Genomic DNA, 19969 nt, shown 5'->3' with positions numbered 1-19969 from the left:
GATCACCACGGGGACGGCGCCGGTGGCGCCACGACCGGCGGGCGGTCGTCACAGGTGATGGTGTTGGGCAACTCCCAGGGTGCGAGCCACGGGCCGGTGGTGCCGCCGCCGTCGTTGCCGCCGAGGTCCACCAGGGAGAACTCCGAGCCCGCCGGGGTGAAGTGGAACGACCCGCAGTTGTTGACGCCGACCGCGCCGACGTGGCGCGCGTCCACGTTCTCGAACGTCGCCGAGCCGGCCACCCGGGCGCTGACCACCGAGGTGCCGGTGCCGTCCACCCTGATGTCCTTGAAGTGCACGTTCGAGATCGAGTACAGGTCCTTCACCGACCACTCGCTGACCAGCATGATCGCGTTGTAGGTGTTGTCCAGGAAGTGGTTGCCCACGACCTGGACGTCCGCCTCGATGCTCTTCTCCAGCGCGTAGAACCAGATCGCCCCGAGGCCGATGTTCCAGTTCAGCTCGTACGTGCCGGCGCGTACCGTCGTGTTGTCCTTGATCCACAGGTGCCCGGTGAACGGCTCCGCGCCGAAGCGGGAGCCGACCTGGATGCCGCTGCCCTCCCTGATCGGGTCGGCGACGAGGTTGCCGGTCAGCGTGTTGTCCTCGCCGCCGTAGACGGCGATGCCGTTGGCGAGCACCGGCGTCTGCACGGTGTTGCGCTCGAAGGTGTTGCCGGTGTCGGCGGTCTTCTCCGACCACATGGCGAGGCCGTCGTCGCCGGTGTTGCGGACGAAGGTGCCGGACACCACCGAGTCACGCACGCCGGTGTGGAAGTTGATGGCGTCCGCGATCTGGTCGACGATGATGGTGTCCGTGACGCGCAGGTTCCGCATCGGGCCGTCGAACCACATGCCGACCTTGGTGTGGCGGATGTACAGGCCGTCGACGGTGGAGTCGCTCATCGCGCCGCCGACGCCGTTCACCTGGTCGGTGTCGACGCGCTCGCGCACGTCGCCCTCGATGGCGAAGCCGGACAGGTGGACGTTCCGGCTGCCGCCGTCCGCCGCGTCCTTGCCGTAGAAGCCGACGCCGGTGTGCACCGAGCCGTCCGGGGCGGGTGTGGGCAGCGCCACCTCGCGGCCCTTGATGATCGTGTACCAGTTGCCCGCGCCCTCGATGGTCACGTCGTCCACGATGATGTGGCGGTTCACCTGGTAGGTGCCCGGCGGGACGTACACCTTGAGCTTGTTGCGCTTGGCGAACGCGATGGCCCTGTCGAACGCGCCGGCCGAGTCGCGCCGGCCGAGCGGGTCGGCGCCGAACAGCAGCACGTTGGCCGCGACCAGCCGCACGTGCGGCGCCCCGACGAGCTCGGAGTCGAGCAGGTCGATGACGGTCCACGCGGCGTTCGTGCCGGCCGGGGCGGTCAGCCGCACCCGGTCGCCCGCGCGGTAGGTCCTGCCGAGCAGCAGGCGCTGCTCGTCGTAGAAGTGGGACGGCCGGAACGGCTTGGTGATCACCGGGGCGGGGGTGGTGGCGTTCGGCACGCACCGGCACTCGGTGATCCACCAGTCCGGGTGCAGCAGGTCGGCGTCCGGGTCGTTGCTGAACGGGTACTGGTTGTACAGCCACGCGTACTGTGACGTGAGGGTCATGACCTTCTTGCCGCCGCCGTTCACCGTGACGTCCAGCGGCGCGGTGATGCCGCCGCCGCCCGGGGCGTCCGGGATGCTGTAGCGCACGGTGATCGCGTTGGCGGCGCTCGGCAGCGTGAACTCGACGTACTGGCCGGGGGTCAGCCGGACGGCTTCACGGCCGGACGCCTCCGACGGCAGCGTGTAGGCGGTGCGGTCCGGCCCGATGACCGTGCCGTTCGTCGCGGCGTTCTCCGCCTCCTGCTCGAGGAAGGCGACCTCGGCGCCCCGCCCGGCCACCAGCGACGGGTCGAGGGCGGCGCGCGTCACGACGGGGGCGCGGCCCCGGTCGGCGAGGGCGGGCCCCGGCACCACGCCGAGACCGGCGGTCGCCGCCGCCACCGCCACGACCGCCACCGCGGCCCGCCGCGACGACCTGCCGGACCACCTCGCCAGAGCCCCTGTGATCCTCCGTGACATTCGAATGCTCGTTTCTCTCGGGGGGTGAGCCCCTCACGACGTTTCGACGGCAGCACGAAGGCCGTGAGGGTGAGGTGACAGTAGGCGGGGGACGCCCCGTTGCACAAGGGCTCTGTGAAATAGTTTCGCGAGTTTGTTCCTTGCGTACGACATCTTCTCAGTCTTCTTGCGGCAAACAACGCAAGTCGTTGCAAGCTTTCGCAAGACGCAGGCACGGCCGTCCGATGGGTTGACGCGGCCGATCTTCGGGGGTAGCACGGGAGGATGCACCGCCCTCAGCGAGCCGCGGCCGTCCTGATCTGGTCGACGAGCCTTGCGGTCGCCACCGGGTGCACCTCGGAGCCGCCGCGGGAGAAAGCCGCGCCGGCGACCGGGGGGACGTCATGTGCCGTGACGAAAGTCCGGAAAGACGCACTTCCTGAAGGGCTGGATCGGGGATTCAGCGACCCCGGCTCGCCCCCGCCGTGGATGGGCACCACCGATTTCGTCGCCGTGCTTTTCTACGCCGCGGGCGGCGATCCCACCATCGCGCCGGGCGGGGAAAGCAAGGAGGGCGTGAGCTCGAAGATCCTGTGGATGGTGCGGGGAGCCGACGGGCCGCTGACGATCCGCGGCACCGAGGCGGTGGGACGCACCGAGTACACGCAAGAGATCAACCCGGTTGACGACGTGTCCTACCCCAGCATCGTCGCCGTGCCGTCGGCGGGCTGCTGGACGCTGGAAGTTTCGGTGGCCGGGCGGGTGGCCGGATCCATCACCGTTCCGGCCCGCTGATACACCGGCGTCCCCCTCGTCGGCATTTCAGGCTGTTTCGGGGTTCCTTACCTGGTCACCTTGACCACTGTGCGCGGTGCTTGACATGCCCACAATGAAAATCTAGATTGCGTGCCGCATGGTTATGTCGGGAATTTCATGAAAGTTTCATCACACCGACTACGAAGCGAATAGGCGCGCGGCACGCGAAACGCTTCATGAGGCTCGTCGCGCCACCCCTATCGACAGGCAACGAGCCGCGGGCGAGCGCCCCCGGCGTTCGAGTACGGAGAACCGCGTGGAGCCAAGGACAACGTCCCGCCGTACCTTTCTCACCCTCTCCATGGGCCTGCCCATCGGAGCCGTGCTCGCCGGCTGCGGCACCGGCGGTCCCGGCGACACCGGCGGCGGTGGCGGGGCCGGCGGCGGGGGCGGCGGCGGCACCAAGGCGGGCTACTGGATCCTGACGGCCCAGCCGGCGGAAGGGGTGCGCCGAGCCGTCGTCGACCGGTTCAACAAGGCCAACCCCAACAGCCAGCTCGCGGTGACGGCGTTCCAGAACGACGCCTACAAGACGAAGATCAAGACGGCGATCGGCGCGGGCCAGGCCCCCACCCTGGTCTTCGGCTGGGGCGGCGGCACCCTGCGCAGCTACGTGCAGGCCGGCCAGGTGGACGACCTCACGCCGTGGCTGGACCAGAACCCGGCGGTCAAGGACCGGCTGTTCGACTCCGCGTTCGGCGCCGCCACCGTCGACGGCAAGATCTACGCCCTGCCGATCGAGCGGGTGCAGCCGATCGTCCTGTACTACAACAAGAAGGTCTTCGAGCAGGTCGGGGTGTCGCCGCCGGAGAGCTGGGGCGACATCATGGATTTGGTGCCGAAGTTCAACGCCAAGGGCATCGCGCCGTTCTCCCTCGGCGGCCAGTCCCGCTGGACCAACATGATGTGGCTGGAGTTCCTGTTCGACCGCATCGGCGGCCCCGAGGTGTTCCAGGCCGTGTTCGACGGCGAGAAGGACGCCTGGTCCAACCCCGCCGCCCTGGACGCGCTGACCAAGATCCAGGACCTGGTCAAGGCCGAGGGCTTCATCAAGGGCTTCTCGTCCATCACCGCCGACTCCAACGCCGACCAGGCCCTGCTGTACACCGGCAAGGCCGCCATGATGCTCCACGGAAGCTGGTCCTACGGCATCCTCAACACCGAGGGCGGCGACTTCGTGCCGAGCGGGGGCCTCGGGTACATGAACTTCCCGCCGGTGGAGGGCGGCAAGGGCGACCCGAGCAACACCGTCGGCAACCCCGCCCAGTACCTCTCGATCTACTCCAAGGCGACCCCCGAGCAGAAGGAGATCGCCAAGAAGTTCCTCGCCACCGGCCTGTCCACCGACGCCGAGGTGAAGGACTGGATCGCCACGGGCTCGGTCCCGATCGTCAAGGGCACGGAAAGCCTGCTCAGCGCCTCCAAGGACGCCGCGTGGCTGAAGTTCGTCTACGACATCGCCAGCCAGGCCAAGACGTTCGGTCAGTCCTGGGACCAGGCCCTCAGCCCCACCGCGGCCGAGGTCCTGCTCGACAACATCGCCGGCTTGTTCCAACTGAGCACCTCCCCCGAGAAGTTCGTGGCCAACATGAACGCGGTCATCGGCAAGTGACTCCCTGACGGCCGCCGCCGCGGCAGGATCGCGCCACGGCGGCGGCCCGCGGGCTCTTCCCCGCCCGGCTCCGGGGGGTGACGCCCGGTACCGCGCGTGGCGTAGGAGACGGACCGCGTCCACGCCTCCCGCCGTACCCGAGCGGCCGTCCCCGGAGGGATGACCGCCGGCCGGCGGTGGACGACGATCTCGAGTCATGGACGCGACCAAGAGGCCCGGTGATCCCGCCGCCACCAGGCGGCCCGGCGGCGGCACCCGGGCGAGAAGTTCCACCACGCCACCCGCCGGGGCGGGCGCGGGCGCGACCGGCACGAGTGCCACCGCGCCGCCCGGCCGGGTGCGCGCGGCCGTGACCGGCCTGGTCCAGGGGTTCGCGCTGCTGGCGAGCGGCCTGCTCGCGGGCACGTTCGCCTACGGCGCCGTCAACGTCGTGCCGTCCTTCAACGCCGTGCCCCTCGACGTCAGGCTCACCTTCCACGCCGCCATGATGCGGATGAACGAACCCGTCATGCGGACCGCGATGGCTCTCGCGATCATCGGGGCCCTCGCCCTCGCCGTGATGTCACGCGGCGCGCCACGCCTCCTGGCCGCGGGGTCCGCCGTCCTCGGCGTATCCTCCCTGCTGATCACCCTCCTCGGCAACGTCCCCCTCCACCAGGACATCAAGCGCTGGGCCGCCGCGGGCGCCGCCCCCGCGGGGCACGAGCAGGTCCTGCGGCAGTGGGAGACCTTCCACGGCTTCCGCACCGCCACCGGCCTGGCCGCGTTCCTCCTGATCATCACCGTGGCGGTCCTCGCCCGCAGGACCCGCGCCGGCGCTGACATCCCCCGGTGGCAGAATCGGTCCCCGTGACCGACAACCGCATCTCTCCGCCCTACATCGCCGACGAGCGCACCATGCTGACCAACTTCCTCGACTGGCACCGCGAGACCTTGGCCGTCAAGTGCGCGGGCCTCTCCGAGGAGCAACTGCGGGCACGCTCGGTGCCGCCGTCGACCATGTCGCTGCTCGGCCTCGTCCGTCACATGGCGCACGTGGAACGTGTCTGGTTCCGCCGCGTGCTGAACGGCGAGGACGTCCCGCTCCTGTACAAGACCCCCGGCCCCGACTCCGACTTCGACGACGTGGACACCGCTTCCACCGAAGAGGCCTTCGCCACCTGGCGAGCCGAGGTCGCGCTCGCCCGCGAACTGTCCGCCGAGGTCCCCCTGGACGCCATCGGGAAGCAGCAGCGTCACGGCCAGGACTGCTCCCACCGCTGGATCCTCGTCCACATGATCGAGGAGTACGCCCGACACAACGGCCACGCCGACCTGCTGCGCGAGCGCATCGACGGCGCCACCGGCGAGTAGCCCGATCGCACGGCCGGTTTGGGGGGAAATGTCGGCATAAGCTGGTTCGTTGTGCGGAGCAGAAGGTGACCCAGCGTGATGCCTGACGGGGGCTCGGACACGGAACTCACCCTCGGTGCCCAGGCGGGAGACGTCGCGGCTCTCGGGGTCCTGCTGGCGCGGCACCAGGCCGGCATGCGCGCGGTGGCGCTCAGCCTGCTGGGACACGGACCGGACGCCGACGACGCGGTACAGGACGCGGCGCTGGTGGCGCTCCGGCGGATCGGCGACGTCCGGGACCCCGCCGCCGTGGGGCCGTGGCTACGGATGATCGTCCGCAACGCGTGCCGCACGCGGCTCCGGGCCGCTCGCACGATGTGGCCCGTCGCCGAGTCGGCGCTGCCGTCCACGGACGCGACCCCCGAGCAGACGCTGGAGCGGCACGCCCTGCGGGACTGGATCTGGCACGCCGTCGAGGAACTGTCCCCGCCGATCCGCATGGCCGTCATGCTGCGGTACTTCAGCACCGGCGTCACGACCTACGAGCAGATAGCGACGGCCTGCGGCGTACCGATGGGCACCGTCCGCAGCCGTCTCAGCCAGGGGCGGGCCAAGATGGCCGAGTCCCTGCTCGCGTCCGCGGCGTCCGCGCACGGCGACGCCGCGGGACTGGCCGAGGCGAGCCGCCGGGAAGCGCTCGAGACCCTGGCGGCGGCCGAGGGGGGCCGGTTCGGCGACGTCCTGGCCGAACGGTGGTCACCGGAGGTCACGCTGCTCGGCGGGCCGCGGCCGATCGTCGGCCGTGAGTACCTCCTGCGGGGGATGGAGTGCGACCTGGAGGCCGGGGTCCGCCAGCGCCTCGCCCACGTGGTCGCCGGTCGTGACATCACCGTCTGGGAGATGGACATCGTCAACCCCGTGGAGGACCCGGACCACTGCCCGCCCGCCGTGACCTGGCTCATGTCCCTTCAGCGGGGCCGGGTCCACCGGCTGCGTCTCCACCATCCGCGGCCCTCGGGAGCCCCGGCGACGTGACCGGCGCCGTGTGACCACGATCACATGTGCCGAATCGAACTTCGCCGCCGTCTCCGCGTCCTGCCGGTGTCCACGACGACACCACGACCGGAGATCCCCATGAGCGACCCACTGTCCGCCGGCCCCCACACCATCGAGGTGAACGGCGTCACCCAGCGCTACCACGTGCACGGCACGGGCCCGGTGTGCCTCGCGCACCCCGGCGGCCCCGGAGTCCTCTGGGACTACCTGCGGATGCCGGAGGTGGAGCGGCACCTGACCATGGTCTACGTCGAGCCGATCGGCACGGGCGGGTCGGGCCGCCTCGCCGCCCACCCCCACGGCTACACGCGGGACCGCTACGCACGAATGATCGACGGCCTGCTCGACCACCTCGCGCTCCCGCGGGTGCACCTGCTCGGCCACTCCCACGGCGGCTTCGTCGTGCAGCACTACGCGTCACGCCACCCCGGCCGCGTCGCCGGGATCGTCCTGTACGACAGCGCCCCCGTCACCGGGCCCGAGCACATGGCGGAGGCCATGCGCAACGTCGGGGAGTTCGCCCGCAGGAACGCGGGCATCCCCGGACTGGCGGCGGTGCTCGACGCCCTGCGGTCGACCGGCTCCATCTCGAACGACGAGGAGTTCACCACCGCCGTCCGCGGCCTGCTCCCCGCGTACTTCGCCGACTACTGGGGCCGGGAGGACGAGTTCGCCCCCATGCGGGCCACGGTGAGCGGGTCACACATCTCCGGCCTGGACGAGCACCTGGTCCCCGACCTCGTCGACGACCGCGAGCCGCTCGTGACGCTCACCGTCCCGGCCCTGGTGATCGCCGGCCGGTACGACGTCATCTGCGGGGTGCGCTGGGCACACGAGCTCCACGAGCTGATCCCCGGCTCCACGCTGCTCATCCTTGAGAAGAGCGGCCACTTCGGGCACCTGGAGGAGCCCGGGGCCTTCGCCCGAGCGGTCGCCGGCTTCGCCGCCGGCCGGGATCTTTAGACCCTTTCCTTCAGCGATCTGCGGGCGCGTAGCGTCTCGAAGCCGATCAGGTCGTCGGGGAGGGCGTCGGGGACCAGGTCGTCGAAGTCCCAGAGGACGCGGCGGCGGCGGGCGACCAGGACGCACAGGGCGATGGCGGCGCCCAGCAGCACGTAGAGGAAGCCGATGCCGCGGCCCTCGCCGGTGCCGATGAAAAGGCCCACGGTGTTCGCCAGGGCGCCGCCGTCCATGAGCAGCGGCTCGAGGAGGGCGGTGCCCAGCGGCGCGATCACCGCGTAGCCCAGCGGCAGCGTGGAGAAGGCCACCATCTGGTTGAGCGCGAAGACACGTCCGTGGTACCGCTGCGGGATCTTGACCTGGACGATCGTGGTGTAGACGCCGTTGAGCAGGGTCAGCGACAGGAACAGGCCGAACACCCCGGTGGCGATCACCACGAGGTCCTCCCTGACCCCGATGATCATGGCGGCCACCGCCAGGGACAGCGTGAACATCAGTTGCCCCCGGAACCGCCGTACCCGCGGGCCGCCCCAGATCGCCATGACGATGCCGCCGGTGAACACCCCGAGACCGCCGAAGAAGGAGACCGTGCCGACGTCGGTGAGCGACGCGAACGACAACACCAGCGGCGAGATCATCATGAACAACGCGGACATGAACAGGTTGACCACCGCGAAGAAGGTGATCATGCGGCGGAAGCCCTTGTTGCCCCACGAGTAGCGGAAGCCGTTGACCAGCTCGGCGGTCATCGACTCGCGGCGCCGCCAGGCCATGGTGGCCGGGAAGCGGATGAGCAGCAGGCTCCCGATCGCGATGGCGTAGCTGACCACGTCGACGACCAGGATGCCCTCAAGCCCGATGAGGGCCATCAGGCCGGCCGCCGCGAGGGGGACGATCAGTTGCGCGACCCCGTTCATCATGCCGACGAGGCCGTTGGCGTGGCCGAGGAAACGCTTGGGCACCAGTTGCGGGATGGCGGAGCCGTACGCGATCCGCTGGAAGGCCAGGGCCACCGACAGGCAGGCGAGCAGCGGGTAGATGTGCCAGATCTGCAGGTTGCCGGTCCACAGCAGCACGCCGAGCGCCAGTTGCGTGCCCCCGGCGCAGGCGTCGCCGAGCAACATGACGCGGCGCCGGTCGCTGCGGTCGACGATGGTGCCGGCGAGAGGCGCCACCAGCATCCCCGGCACCAGCGCCAGGATGGAGAACAGCGCGAAGTCGACCAGCGAGCCGGTGGTGAGGTAGATCCAGATCGGGACGGCGAACTCGGTCAGCGCCGACCCGATGATGGAGACGCCCTGACCGACGGCGACCCCGAAGAAGCGGTGCATGCTGGGCGGCGGCCCCACCGGCCGCGATGCCCCGGCCCCCTCCCGGACCCCGGAACCGTTCGAGCTCCCCACGCCGTTCGAGCCCCCGGCGCCGTTCGAGCTCCCGGAGCCGTTCGAGCCCCCGGAACCGTTCCGGCCGGCCGAGGTCCCGGAATTCCCTCCCGGTCCGCCGGTGACCGGCGTCGGCGGGGTGGCGAAGGAGACGCCTTCCAGCCACCAGGTCCTCTCGCCGGTGCCGCGTTCGATCGGGGCGGTCTCACCGGTCCCGACCGCGAGGTGGACCCGCGTGAGGATCTCCGCCAGCTCGTCCGCCCGGTACTTCAGGAAGAAGTGGGCGGCCTCGTCGAGGACCACGCAGGCCGTGACCGGTGACAGGACATGCCACTCCCGGTACCGCTCCTGGTAGAACTCCATGACAGGGTCGCGCTCCCCCGCCACCGCGATGACCGGCGCCGCGAGCCGGCCCGCCTCCCCCTCGAACAGCCGGGTGAAGTACCGTTCGGCGGCCCGGGTGCCCTTCCTGCGGTTGTCGACGATCAGCCTGAGCTCCTCGGGGCTCAGATCGGAGACGTCGAGGCCGGCCGCGGTGAGCGCGTTCACCCGGCCCTGGGCGCCGCGCAGGTCCTCCAGCCGGTGACGCAGCTTGGTCAGCCGGCCCTCCGGCCGGGCGAACGGGAAGATCCCGCCGAGGTAGACGGCCTCGACGTCCCGTCCTTCCGCCTCCAGGCGCCGGGCGATCTCCGCGGCGATCATGGCGCCCAGCCCGCAGTGGCCGTACAGCACGACAGGGCCCCGGATGTTCGCCAGGATCTCCTCGGCGCAGATCCGCGCCACCTCGTCCGGCGGCATCGCCTCCTCCCCGAGGTCGTGGCCGGGGACGGCGATCGAGTACAGGGCCCAGTCGGCGGGCAGGGCGTCCGCCAGCGGCTTGTAGATGACCGCGCTGCCCCCGCCGTACGGCGCGCAGACCAGCGTCGTCGTCGCGGCGCGTGCCGGGGTGAGCCGGTGCAGCAGACCGTCCGGCCCCGACCCCGGGCCGGATTCGAGCAGCGCCGCCGTCTGCTGGACGGTGGTGTGCTTGAACAGGTCCATCAAGGTGAGCCGGTGCTCCGGCGCGGCCCTGCGCAGCCGGGCCAGGACCTGCATGGCGAGCAGGGAGTGCCCGCCGAGCTCGAAGAAGTCGTCGTACGCGCCCACCTGGGCGAGGCCGAGCACGTCGGCCCAGATCCCGGCGACGGTCTCCTCGGCGGGGGTCCGCGGCGGCACGAACTCGGCGCCGCCGTCGAGCCGCTCGCCGCCGGGGTCCGGCAGCGCGGCCCGGTCCACCTTGCCGTGCGACTTCAGCGGCAGGTGATCCAGCCAGACGTACCGGGACGGGATCATGTAGTCGGGCAGCCGGTCGCGCAACCAGGCCCGCACCTCGGCGGCGGGCATGCGCTCGGCGTCCCCGCCCGCCTCGGGCAGCAGGTAGCCGACCAGCCGGCCGTCGCGCAGGTCGGCCACCGCCTGCGCGACCCCCGGGCAGCCGGACAGCACGGAGTCGATCTCGCCCAGCTCGACGCGGTAGCCGCGCACCTTCACCTGAAGGTCGCGGCGTCCGAGGAACTGCAGGTCGCCGCCGGGCAGCCACCGGCCGAGGTCACCCGTCCGGTACATGCGCGCACCGGGCTCGCCGCACGGGTCGGGCACGAAACGGCCGGCGGTCAGCTCGGGCTTGTCGAGGTATCCCCTGGCCAGCCGCGGGCCGCCGAGGTAGATCTCCCCGGCCACGCCCACCGGGACCGGCCGCAGCCGCTCGTCGAGCACGTGGACGTGGGCACCGGGCAGCGGACGGCCGATCGGCAACGTGGTGCCCTGCTCGGGGACGGCCGGGTCGACGGTGTAGGTCGTCATGCCCACCGTCGCCTCGGTGGGGCCGTAGTGGTTGACCACCGCGCAGCGGCCGAGAGCGGCCAGTTCCCTGGCCCAGGCCCAGCCGGAGGCCTCGCCGCCGAGGATCAGGAGCTTGCGGGGCAGCAGGTCGGCGGCGGGGGCCTCGGCGAGCAGCGCCGCCAGATGCGACGGCGTCATCTTCAGGTAGTCGGCGGGCGTCCGCCCGAAGTACTCGGCCAGTTCGCGGGCCGAGGTCCTCGACGGGATCAGGTGCAGCCGGCCGCCGGTGAGCAACGCCAGGTAGAAGGTCGTGACGCCGAAGTCGAAGGCCAGCGACTGGAGCAGCGCGAACGAGGAGCCCGGCTCGACCGCGAAGCGCTCGCGGACCCCCGCCAGGTAGTTGACCAGCTCGCGGTGCTGGACCGCGACCCCCTTGGGACGGCCCGTGGTGCCCGAGGTGTAGATCACATAGGCCAGGTCGTCCGGCGTGACCGCGGCGTCCACCGCCTCGGGAGGCGCGTCCGCGGCCTCGGGGGCGTCCTCGGGCAGGCCCCGAGCGTCCAGCGCGACCTCGGCGAGCCCGGCCGGCAGCGGGTCCCGCGACCGCGCCGAGGTGACCACCGTGCGGACCCCGGCGTCGTCGATCATGTACGCGATGCGCTCGGCGGGCTGCTCCGGGTCGAGCGGCACGTACGCGGCGCCCGCCTTCAGCACGCCGAGGAGTGCGACGGCCAGCCCGGCGGACTGCTCCAGGCAGACCCCCACGCGGTCGCCGGGCCGTACGCCGAGGTCGCGCAGGCGGCGGGCGAGGTGCCCCGCCCGCAGATCCAGCAGCTCGTAGGTGAGCGTCTCCCCCGCGAAGATCACGGCCGGCGCGCCGGGGGTGCGCGCCGCCTGTGCCGAGACCAGTCCGTGCAGCAGGCCCCCGGCCGGCGGCGCGGGTGCGGGGGCCGTGCCTGAGCCCAGCAGGCGGGTGTGCTCGGCGGCCGGGAGGATGTCCAGGTCGGCGAGGCGGGTGTGCGGGGCGGCCAGGGCGGAGCGCACCAGGCACGCCAGGCCCGTCCCCATGCGGTCGACGGTGTCCGGGCCGAACAGGGCGGTGTTGTAGACGAACGTGCCGTCCAGGCCGTCAGAGCCCTCGTGCAGGTACAGGCTGAGGTCGAACCGGCTGACGATGGTGTCGGCGGCGAACGGCGACAGCTCCAGTCCGCCGGAGCCGGCCGGCCGCGTGGCGTAGTTCTGCAGCGCGAACATCACCTGGAAGACCGCGGGGCGGCTGACGTCGCGCTCCACGTTCAGCTCGTTGACGAGCTGGTCGAAGGGCAGCGCCTGGTGGGAGAAGGCGTCCAGGGCCGACTCGCGGGTGCGGGCCAGCAACTCGGCGAACGTCGGGTTCCCCGCCAGGTCCGCGCGCATGGCCAGCGTGTTGACGAACATCCCGGCGACGCCGTCCAGCTCCGGCAGCCCGCGTCCGCTGACCGGGCTGCCCACGGCGAAGTCGGTCTGCCCCGCCCACCGGCCGAGCAGGGCCTGGAAGGCGGCCAGCAGCGTCATGTACGGCGTGGCGCCATGGGTGTCGGCGAGGACGCGGACGGCCTCGGCCGTCCGCGCGTCCAGGTGGAACCCCCGTGCCGCCCCCGCGAACGTCTGCTCGGCGGGGCGCGGCAGGTCGGTGGGCAGTTCCAGCGGCGGCAGCCCGGCGAGCCGCTGCCGCCAGTAGTCGACGTCGGCCCGGTACGCCGGGGTGCCCACGCGCCGGTGCTGCCAGAGGGCGTAGTCGCCGTACTGCACCGGCAGAGGGGGCAGCGCCGACCCCGCGTGCAGGGTGAGCAGTTCGTTCAGCAGGATGTCGCTGCTCCAGCCGTCGGTGACGGCGTGGTGGGCCGCGATGAGCAGCACGTGGTCCAGCGGGTCCAGCCGTACCAGCAGCACCCGCATCAGCGGCCCCGCCGCGAGGTCGAACGGGCGGGCCAGTTCCGCGGAGACCAGGGCGCGGGCCGACTCCACGGAGCCGGCGTCGGTCACCTGGAACACGGTGGCAGGCTCCGGGTCGATGACCAGGCGCGGCGTGCCGTCCTCGGAGGTGAGGAAACGGCTGCGCAGGCTCTCGTGCCGGGCGGTCACCTCGTGGACGGCCCGGCGCAGGACGTCGGCGTCCAGTGCCCCGGCGATCCGCACCGCGCAGGACACGGTGTAGGCGGGCGTGCCGGGAAGGTACTGCTCCAGGAACCACAGCCGCTCCTGCGCGTGGGAGAGCGGCGGCACCGTCCCCTCGGGGCGCGGGGTCACCGTGAGCGTGGTGGTGGCACCGCGGCGCCGCAGCCGCTGGGCCAGCAGTGCCTGCTTGGCCGGGGACGGGCTCGTCACGGCACCTCCGTGGAGTCGAGCAGGCGCATGGCCTCCTCATCGGACAGGTCTTCCAGGTCGGCGAGCAGGATCTCCTCCACCACTCTCGCGAACTCCTCCAGGGTGCGGTGGGTGAAGAAGGCGCGGATCGGCACCTCGGTCTCGATCAACGCTCCCAGCCGCGCCGCGGCGCGTACGGCGAGCAGCGAGTGGCCGCCGAGGTGGAAGAAGTCGTCGAACGCCCCGACCCGGGCGACGCCGAGCAGGTCGCTCCAGACGTCGGCCACCAGGGCCTCGGCGTCGGTGCGCGGTGCGACGTAGGCACGCACGGCGCCGGGCCCCGCGGCGGCCGAGCCGATGACCGCCTGGTCCTCGATCCGGCCCAGTTTCTCCAGCCGTCCGTCGAGGTGGCGGCGGGCCCGTTCCCCTGTGCGGCGCGGCTCGCCGTCCTCCCCGCCGGGGGCGTACAGCTCCCCCGCGGCTCCGGGCGGGACCGGCCCGCCCCAGGGGTCGAGCAGCCGTTCAGGCAGCCCGGCCCAGGCCGACAACTGCGCCTCGTCGGCCGGGGTGTGCAGCGGCAGTTCGGAGATCCGGCGATCCGGCCCGGCCGCCACCCGGTCCAGCAGCACGGCGAACCGGTCGGCGAACCTCTGGACGGTCGCCGCGTCCAGCAGCGAGGTGTCGTAGGTGAAGGACAGGGTGAGACCACCGGGCTCCGGGTGCGCCGTCAGGGCCAGGTCGTGCACGAGCTCGGCGGGCCGCGGGGCGAAGGGGGCGCAGCTCAGACCGCCGAAGGTGTCCGGCGGCGCCAGGGTGAAGGAGGCGTCGCGCAGGGTCAGCTCGGTCTGGAACAGCGGGGCCTGGCCCGCGTCGCGCTCCACCTGGAGGGCGGAGACCAGTCGTTCGACCGAGATGTCCTGCTGCTCCTCCGCCTCACGTTCCGCGGCCCGGGTGCGGCGCAGCAGGTCGGTGAAGGCGGGATCGCCGGACAGGTCCCCTCGGATCACCAGATACCGGGTGAGGTGGCCGACGACCCGTTCCAGCTCGGCCTGTTCGCGCCCGCTGATCGGACGGCCGACGACGAAGCCGGTCTGCCCGGTGTGCCGGGCCAGGGCCACCTGGTAGGCGGCGAGCAGCGTGGTGGACAGGGTCCCGCCCGCCTGCCTGCCGAGTTCCGCCAGCCGCTCGGCGTGCGCGGCGGTCAGCCGCAGCTCGTGCGCCCCCGGCGTACGGGCGGGCTCCTCGGGCCTCGGCCGGTCGAGGGGCAGCTCCAGGATCGGGGCCCCGGCCAGCCGTCCGCACGAGCTCTCCAGCGCCGCCCTGGACAGCTCCTCGCGCCTGCGCCGCCAGATCGCGACGTCGCCGTCCTGCACGGCCGGGGGCCGCGGTTCCTCCTTGGCGTACAGCGCGGCGAGATCGGCCGACAACACGCCGAGCGACCACTCGTCCGCGATCAGCGGATGGGCCACCAGGCACAGCACGTGGTCGTCGGCGGCCAGGCGGATCAGCGCCGCCCGTACCGGGGGAACGGCGGACACGTCGAACGGCTCCGCGGCGCAGGCGTCGCACAGCCGCACGGCCTCGGCTTCCGCGCCGGGCAGCCCGGTGAGGTCGTGCCGCGCGACCGGTGGTGCGTACGCCGGCTCGATCACCCGCCGGGGGTGACCGCCGTCAGCCGGGAAGCGGGTGCGCAGGGCCTCGTGCCGGGCCGTCAGCGCGGCGAGGGCTCCGGCGAGCGCGTCCTCGTCGAGAGGGCCGCGCAGGCGCAGGGCCGCGGACTGGTGGGCGGAGGGATCGCCGTTCCGGTAGGAGTGGAAGAACCACAGCCCCTCCTGCACCGGGGACAGCGGCGCCGGCGTGCCCTCGGCCCTGGGACGCAGCGGCACCTCCGGCCGGCTGCCGGGGGCGGGCAGGGCCTTGCGGTCGATCTTGCCGTTGGGGGTGAGGGGCAGGGCCTCCAGCGGCACGAAGAGCGTGGGGATCATGTAGGCCGGTAAGCGCTCGGCCAGTGCCGCGCGTAAGTGGTCGGGGTCGGGGGTGCCGACCACGTAGGCGACGAGGGTCTCGCGGTGGACCGCGACGACGGCTTGGCGGACGTCGGGGTGGTCCTCCAGGACCGACTCGATCTCGCCGAGCTCGATGCGGTGGCCGCGCAGCTTGACCTGGTTGTCGGTGCGGCCCAGGTACTCCACGGTGCCGTCGGCGCGGTGGCGGGCGATGTCACCGGTGCGGTACAGCCGGGCGCCGGGAGGGCCGTAGGGGTCGGCGACGAAGCGGGTGGCGGTGAGGTCGGGGCGGTGCAGGTAGCCGTGGGCCAGGCCGTGCCCGCCGATCAGCAGCTCACCGGGGGTGCCCTGGGGCACCGGCTCCAGGTGGTCGTCGACGAGGTAGACCTGGGTGTTGGCGATGGGACGGCCGATACAGACCCGGTCGGGACCGGCCGGGACCTCCCACGCGGTGGACCAGATCGTCGTCTCGGTCGGACCGTAGACATTCACCAACCGGCCGGTCACCGCCCGCAACTCCCGCGCCAGCGGGAGCGGGAGCGCCTCGCCGCCGACCAGCGCGGTCAACCTCCGATCCTCGTACCCGGCGGCCAGCAGCACCCGCCACCCCGACGGCGTGGCCTGCGCGTGCGTGACCCCCTCGGCCCTGACCAGGCCGGCCAGCAGACGGCCGTCACGAGCGGTGTCGGCGTCCGCCATGACGGTACGGCCACCGGTGACCAGCGGCAGGTACAACTCCAGCCCCGAGATGTCGAACGACAGCGAGGTCAGCGCCAGCCACACATCGTGCGGCCCCGACCCCAGCAACTCCCGCATCCCCACCAGGAAGTTCAGCAACGCCCCATGCGGCACCACCACCCCCTTGGGACGCCCCGTCGACCCGGAGGTGTACAACACATACGCCGCATCGGCCCGGTCCACCGTGATCGGCGGGTCGACGGCCGGAAAGCCGGAATGGTCGGCGTCCAGCTCCAGCACCGTCCCGCCGAAGGACGGCAGCCGCTCACGCAGCCCGCGGGACACCAGAGCGACGCGCGCGGCACTGTCCTCCAGGACCAGCTCCACCCGCGCCGCCGGGTACTCCGGATCCAGCGGCAGGTACGCCGCACCCACCTTCAGCACCGCCAGCATGCCGGCCAGCGTCCACGCCGACCGGTCGGCGTACAGGGCCACCAGCCGGCCGGGCCCGGCCCCGGCCTCGCGCAACCGCCACGCCAGCCGGTTGGCGGCCGCGTTCAGCTCCCCGTAGCTCCACCGCGCCTCACCGGCCACCACCGCGACCCGCTCGGGCGCGACCGCCGCCCAGTGCTCGAACAGCTCCACCATCCCCGGCGACGCCGGCATCACCGTCGCGGTGTCGTTCAGGTCATGGAGGACCCGCTGACGCTCGGCGCCGTCCACCCTCAGCAGCCGCGACAGCCGTGCCTCCGGCCCGGCGACGACGCCGTCGAGCAGGCGGACGAACCGGCCGGCGAAGCTCTCGATCGTCTCGGGGTCGAACAGCGCCCTGTCGTAGCCGAAGGTCAGCTCCAGCCCGGTGTCCGACATCCAGGCGTCCACCATCAGGTCGAACCGCGCCGGGGTGTGGTCGGCGTGGAACACCCCCACCGTGGTCTCCCCGAGGGTGTCGCCACGGGCGCCGACCTGGGTGTGCAGGATGAACATGGTCTCGAACACGGCCGCCGGGCCGGAGTCACGCCCCCCGCCCGGCCCCGCGAAGAGCCGTTCCATCGGGATGTCCTGGTGGGTGAACGCCTCCAGGACCGCGTCGCGGGTCGTGCCGAGCAGGTCGGTGAAGGCGGGATCGCCGGACAGGTCGCCGCGCACCACCACGGTCCCGGCCAGGTAGCCGATCACGGACTCCAGCTCGACCCGGTCCCGCCCGGCGACCGCGGTCCCGACCGCGATGTCGTGCTGCCCGGTCTGACGGGCCAGCAGCGCCTGGTAGGCGGCGAGCAGCACCATGAACAGTGTCGTGCCCGTCGTCCGGCCGAGGCTCTCCAGCGCGGACACCGTCCCGGCCGGCAGGGTGGCGCGGTGGAAGGCGCCCCTGCGGCCACTTCCTGGAGAACGCGGATGGTCGGTGGGAAGGTTCAGGGCGGGGACGCCGGCCAGGCGCTCCCGCCAGAACTTCACGGCGGCCTCGCCTCCCGCCGCGTCGCGCTCCCGCCGCCAGTGCACGACGTCGCCTTGGTTCAGCACCTGCTCGGGCAGTTCCCGTCCCTCGTAGAACGCGATCAGATCCGCCAGCAGCACGTTCTGCGACCAGCCGTCGCTGATGATGTGGTGGAGCACCACGCAAAGGACGTGCTCGCGCTCGGCGAGCCGGATCAGGACGGCCCGCAGCGGCGGTGCGGCCGCCAGGTCGAAGGGCGCGTTCACCCGTTCTGTCACCAGCCGCCGGGCCTCGGCCTCCCGCTCGCCGTCCGGGAGGTCCGACAGGTCGGACCGTTCGAGCGGGTAGGGGGCGGGCGGATCGACGACCGCGAGGAGCATGCCGTCGGTCTCGGGGAACCGGGTGCGCAGCGCCTCGTGCCGGGCCACGACCCGGGTGAGCGCGTCGGCCAGGCGGTCCTGGTCGAGCGGGCCGCGCAGCCGGTGGGCCAGGTAGACGTTGGAGATGTCGCCGGGGTCGAGCCGGTGGAGGAACCACATCCGTTCCTGGGCGGCGGACAGCGGCGGCGGGGTCCCGGCGGGACGGGGGCCGAGCGGCACCGAGGACGACTCCAGGTCCTCCACGGCCGCGGCGAAGGCGGCCACGGTCGGACGGGCGAACAGCGCCTGGACCGGGACCTCGACCCCGAGCCGCGCGGTGAGCCGCGCCGCGGCCTTGGCGGCCAGCAGCGAGTGGCCGCCGAGCAGGAAGAAGTCGTCGCGGACGCCGACCGTTCCGAGCTCGAGGACCTCGGCGAACACCTCGGCGACGTGGCGCTCGGCCGCGGTGCGCGGCGCCTCGCCCGACCCGCTCTCCGGGAGCTCGGGCCGCGGCAGCGCCTTGCGGTCGATCTTGCCGTTGGGGGTGAGCGGGAGGCTTTCCAGCGGCAGGAAGATCGACGGGATCATGTAGGCCGGCAGCCGCTCGGCCAGCGCGGCCCGCAGGCCGGCGGGGTCGGCGTCACCGACCACGTAGGCGACCAGGGTCTCGCGGTGGACCGCGGCGACGGCCTGACCGACGCCGGGCTGGTCCTCGATGACGGACTCGATCTCCCCCAGTTCGATGCGGTGGCCGCGCAGCTTGACCTGGTTGTCGGTGCGGCCCAGGTACTCCACGGTGCCGTCCGGCCGGAGGCGCGCGATGTCCCCGGTGCGATAGAGACGCCCACCGGCACGGCCGTAGGGATCGGGCACGAACCGCTCGGCGGTCAGGTCGGGGCGGTTCAGATAGCCGTGGGCCAGGCCGTGGCCACCGATCAGCAGCTCTCCCGGGGTTCCCGGAGGGACCGGATCAAGACGGTCGTCGACGATGTGAACCTGGGTGTTGGCGATGGGACGGCCGATCGAGATGTGGCCGGGATCGGCCGGGACCTCCCACGCGGTGGACCAGATGGTGGTCTCGGTGGGCCCGTAGACGTTGATCAGCCGGCGGGTGCGCGCCCGCAGCTCCCGGGCCAGCGGAACGGTCAGCGCCTCGCCGCCCACCAGGGCCGTGACGGAAGGATCGGCGTAGTCGGCGGCGAGCAGCACGCGCCAGCCCGAAGGAGTCGCCTGCACATGCGTGACCCCCTCGGCCCTGACCAGCTCCGCCAGCAGACGGCCGTCACGGGCCGTACCGGAATCGGCGATCACCGTCCTGCCACCGGTGACCAGCGGCAGGTACAACTCCAGCCCCGAGATGTCGAACGACAGCGAGGTCAGCGCCAGCCACACATCGTGCGGCCCAGAACCCAGCAACTCCCGCATCCCCACCAGGAAGTTCAGCAACGCCCCATGCGGCACCACCACCCCCTTGGGACGCCCCGTCGACCCGGAGGTGTACAACACATACGCCGGATCTGCCCCGTCCACCACCACCGGCGGAGCGTCGTCGCGATACCCCGAACAATCACCCTCCAGCTCCACCACCGTGCCGCCGAACGCCGGGAACCCCTCCCGCGCCTCCCCCGACACCACCGCCACCCGCGCACCGCTGTCGGCCAGCACCAACTCCACCCGCGCCGCCGGATACCCCGGATCCAACGGCAGATAGGCCCCACCCGCCTTCAACACCCCCAGCATCGCCGCCAGCGTCAACGCCGACCGGTCGGCGTACAACGCCACCACCTCACCCGGCCCCACCCCCGCCTCACGCAACCGCCACGCCAACCGATTGGCCGCCGCGTCCAACTCCCCGAAACTCCACCGCACCCCGCCCGCCACCACCGCCACCCGCTCGGCCGCCGCCACCACCCACTCCTCGAACAACCCCACCGCCCCCGCCGCCTTCGGCAACACCAGTTCCGTGTCGTTGAGGCCGTTCGGCGCCGGCTGGAGCGAGTCGTTCGAATTCTCCCGTTGCGGCGTTCCGCGCATCGCGCCATCCTCTGTCGTACGGGTGGGGTCGTCCCAGCTCGAAGGTAGGATCAGGCGCCCGCCGACAGGTGCCAGGTGGTGCCCCTTGACGCC

The 19969-nt window shown here is 72.3% G+C and carries 9 protein-coding genes; 6 read left to right on the top strand and 3 right to left on the bottom strand.

Going from position 1 to position 19969, the window contains the following annotated elements; translation table 11 throughout:
* Positions 1-2 precede the first annotated feature (2 nt).
* Complete coding sequence (locus tag ABGB17_RS02200; RefSeq protein ID WP_347625988.1) at positions 3-2057, bottom strand: glycosyl hydrolase family 28-related protein; 2055 nt, start codon at positions 2055-2057, stop codon at positions 3-5.
* 468 nt (positions 2058-2525) lie between these two features.
* Between ABGB17_RS02200 and ABGB17_RS02195 the strand changes: the two genes are divergently transcribed.
* The 6 genes from ABGB17_RS02195 to ABGB17_RS02170 all read left to right on the top strand — a co-directional run bounded on the left by ABGB17_RS02195 (position 2526) and on the right by ABGB17_RS02170 (position 7815).
* Complete coding sequence (locus ABGB17_RS02195; protein ID WP_347625987.1) at positions 2526-2831, top strand: hypothetical protein; 306 nt, start codon at positions 2526-2528, stop codon at positions 2829-2831.
* 277 nt (positions 2832-3108) lie between these two features.
* Positions 3109-4464 (top strand): extracellular solute-binding protein, encoded by a 1356-nt coding sequence (locus tag ABGB17_RS02190; RefSeq protein ID WP_347625986.1) that lies wholly within the window; start codon positions 3109-3111, stop codon positions 4462-4464.
* Between the two features lie 196 nt (positions 4465-4660).
* Complete coding sequence (locus ABGB17_RS02185; protein ID WP_347625985.1) at positions 4661-5317, top strand: DUF1772 domain-containing protein; 657 nt, start codon at positions 4661-4663, stop codon at positions 5315-5317.
* The gene (locus ABGB17_RS02180; protein ID WP_347625984.1) at positions 5314-5817 is read left to right on the top strand and encodes a DinB family protein; all 504 of its coding nucleotides are present in this window, start codon (positions 5314-5316) and stop codon (positions 5815-5817) included. The genes ABGB17_RS02185 and ABGB17_RS02180 overlap by 4 nt, the downstream gene beginning before the upstream one ends.
* Before the next feature lie 78 nt (positions 5818-5895).
* Positions 5896-6831 carry a sigma-70 family RNA polymerase sigma factor gene (locus ABGB17_RS02175; RefSeq protein ID WP_347626316.1) on the top strand — a complete coding sequence of 312 codons (936 nt, stop codon included), beginning with the start codon at positions 5896-5898 and terminating at the stop codon, positions 6829-6831.
* 99 nt (positions 6832-6930) lie between these two features.
* Positions 6931-7815, top strand: a complete 885-nt coding sequence (locus ABGB17_RS02170) for an alpha/beta hydrolase (protein WP_347625983.1) — start codon at positions 6931-6933, stop codon at positions 7813-7815.
* Here the strand turns inward: ABGB17_RS02170 and ABGB17_RS02165 are convergent.
* Positions 7812-13382 carry an amino acid adenylation domain-containing protein gene (locus tag ABGB17_RS02165; protein WP_347625982.1) on the bottom strand — a complete coding sequence of 1857 codons (5571 nt, stop codon included), beginning with the start codon at positions 13380-13382 and terminating at the stop codon, positions 7812-7814. The two genes, ABGB17_RS02170 and ABGB17_RS02165, sit on opposite strands and share 4 nt — an antisense overlap.
* Positions 13379-19876, bottom strand: a complete 6498-nt coding sequence (locus ABGB17_RS02160) for an amino acid adenylation domain-containing protein (protein WP_347625981.1) — start codon at positions 19874-19876, stop codon at positions 13379-13381. Before ABGB17_RS02160 ends, ABGB17_RS02165 begins: the two co-directional genes overlap by 4 nt.
* Positions 19877-19969 lie beyond the last annotated feature (93 nt).

The sequence above is a fragment of the Sphaerisporangium sp. B11E5 genome, from assembly GCF_039871875.1.
Classification (GTDB): Bacteria; Actinomycetota; Actinomycetes; order Streptosporangiales; family Streptosporangiaceae; genus Sphaerisporangium.
This window is presented reverse-complemented; position numbering and strand designations above follow the sequence as displayed.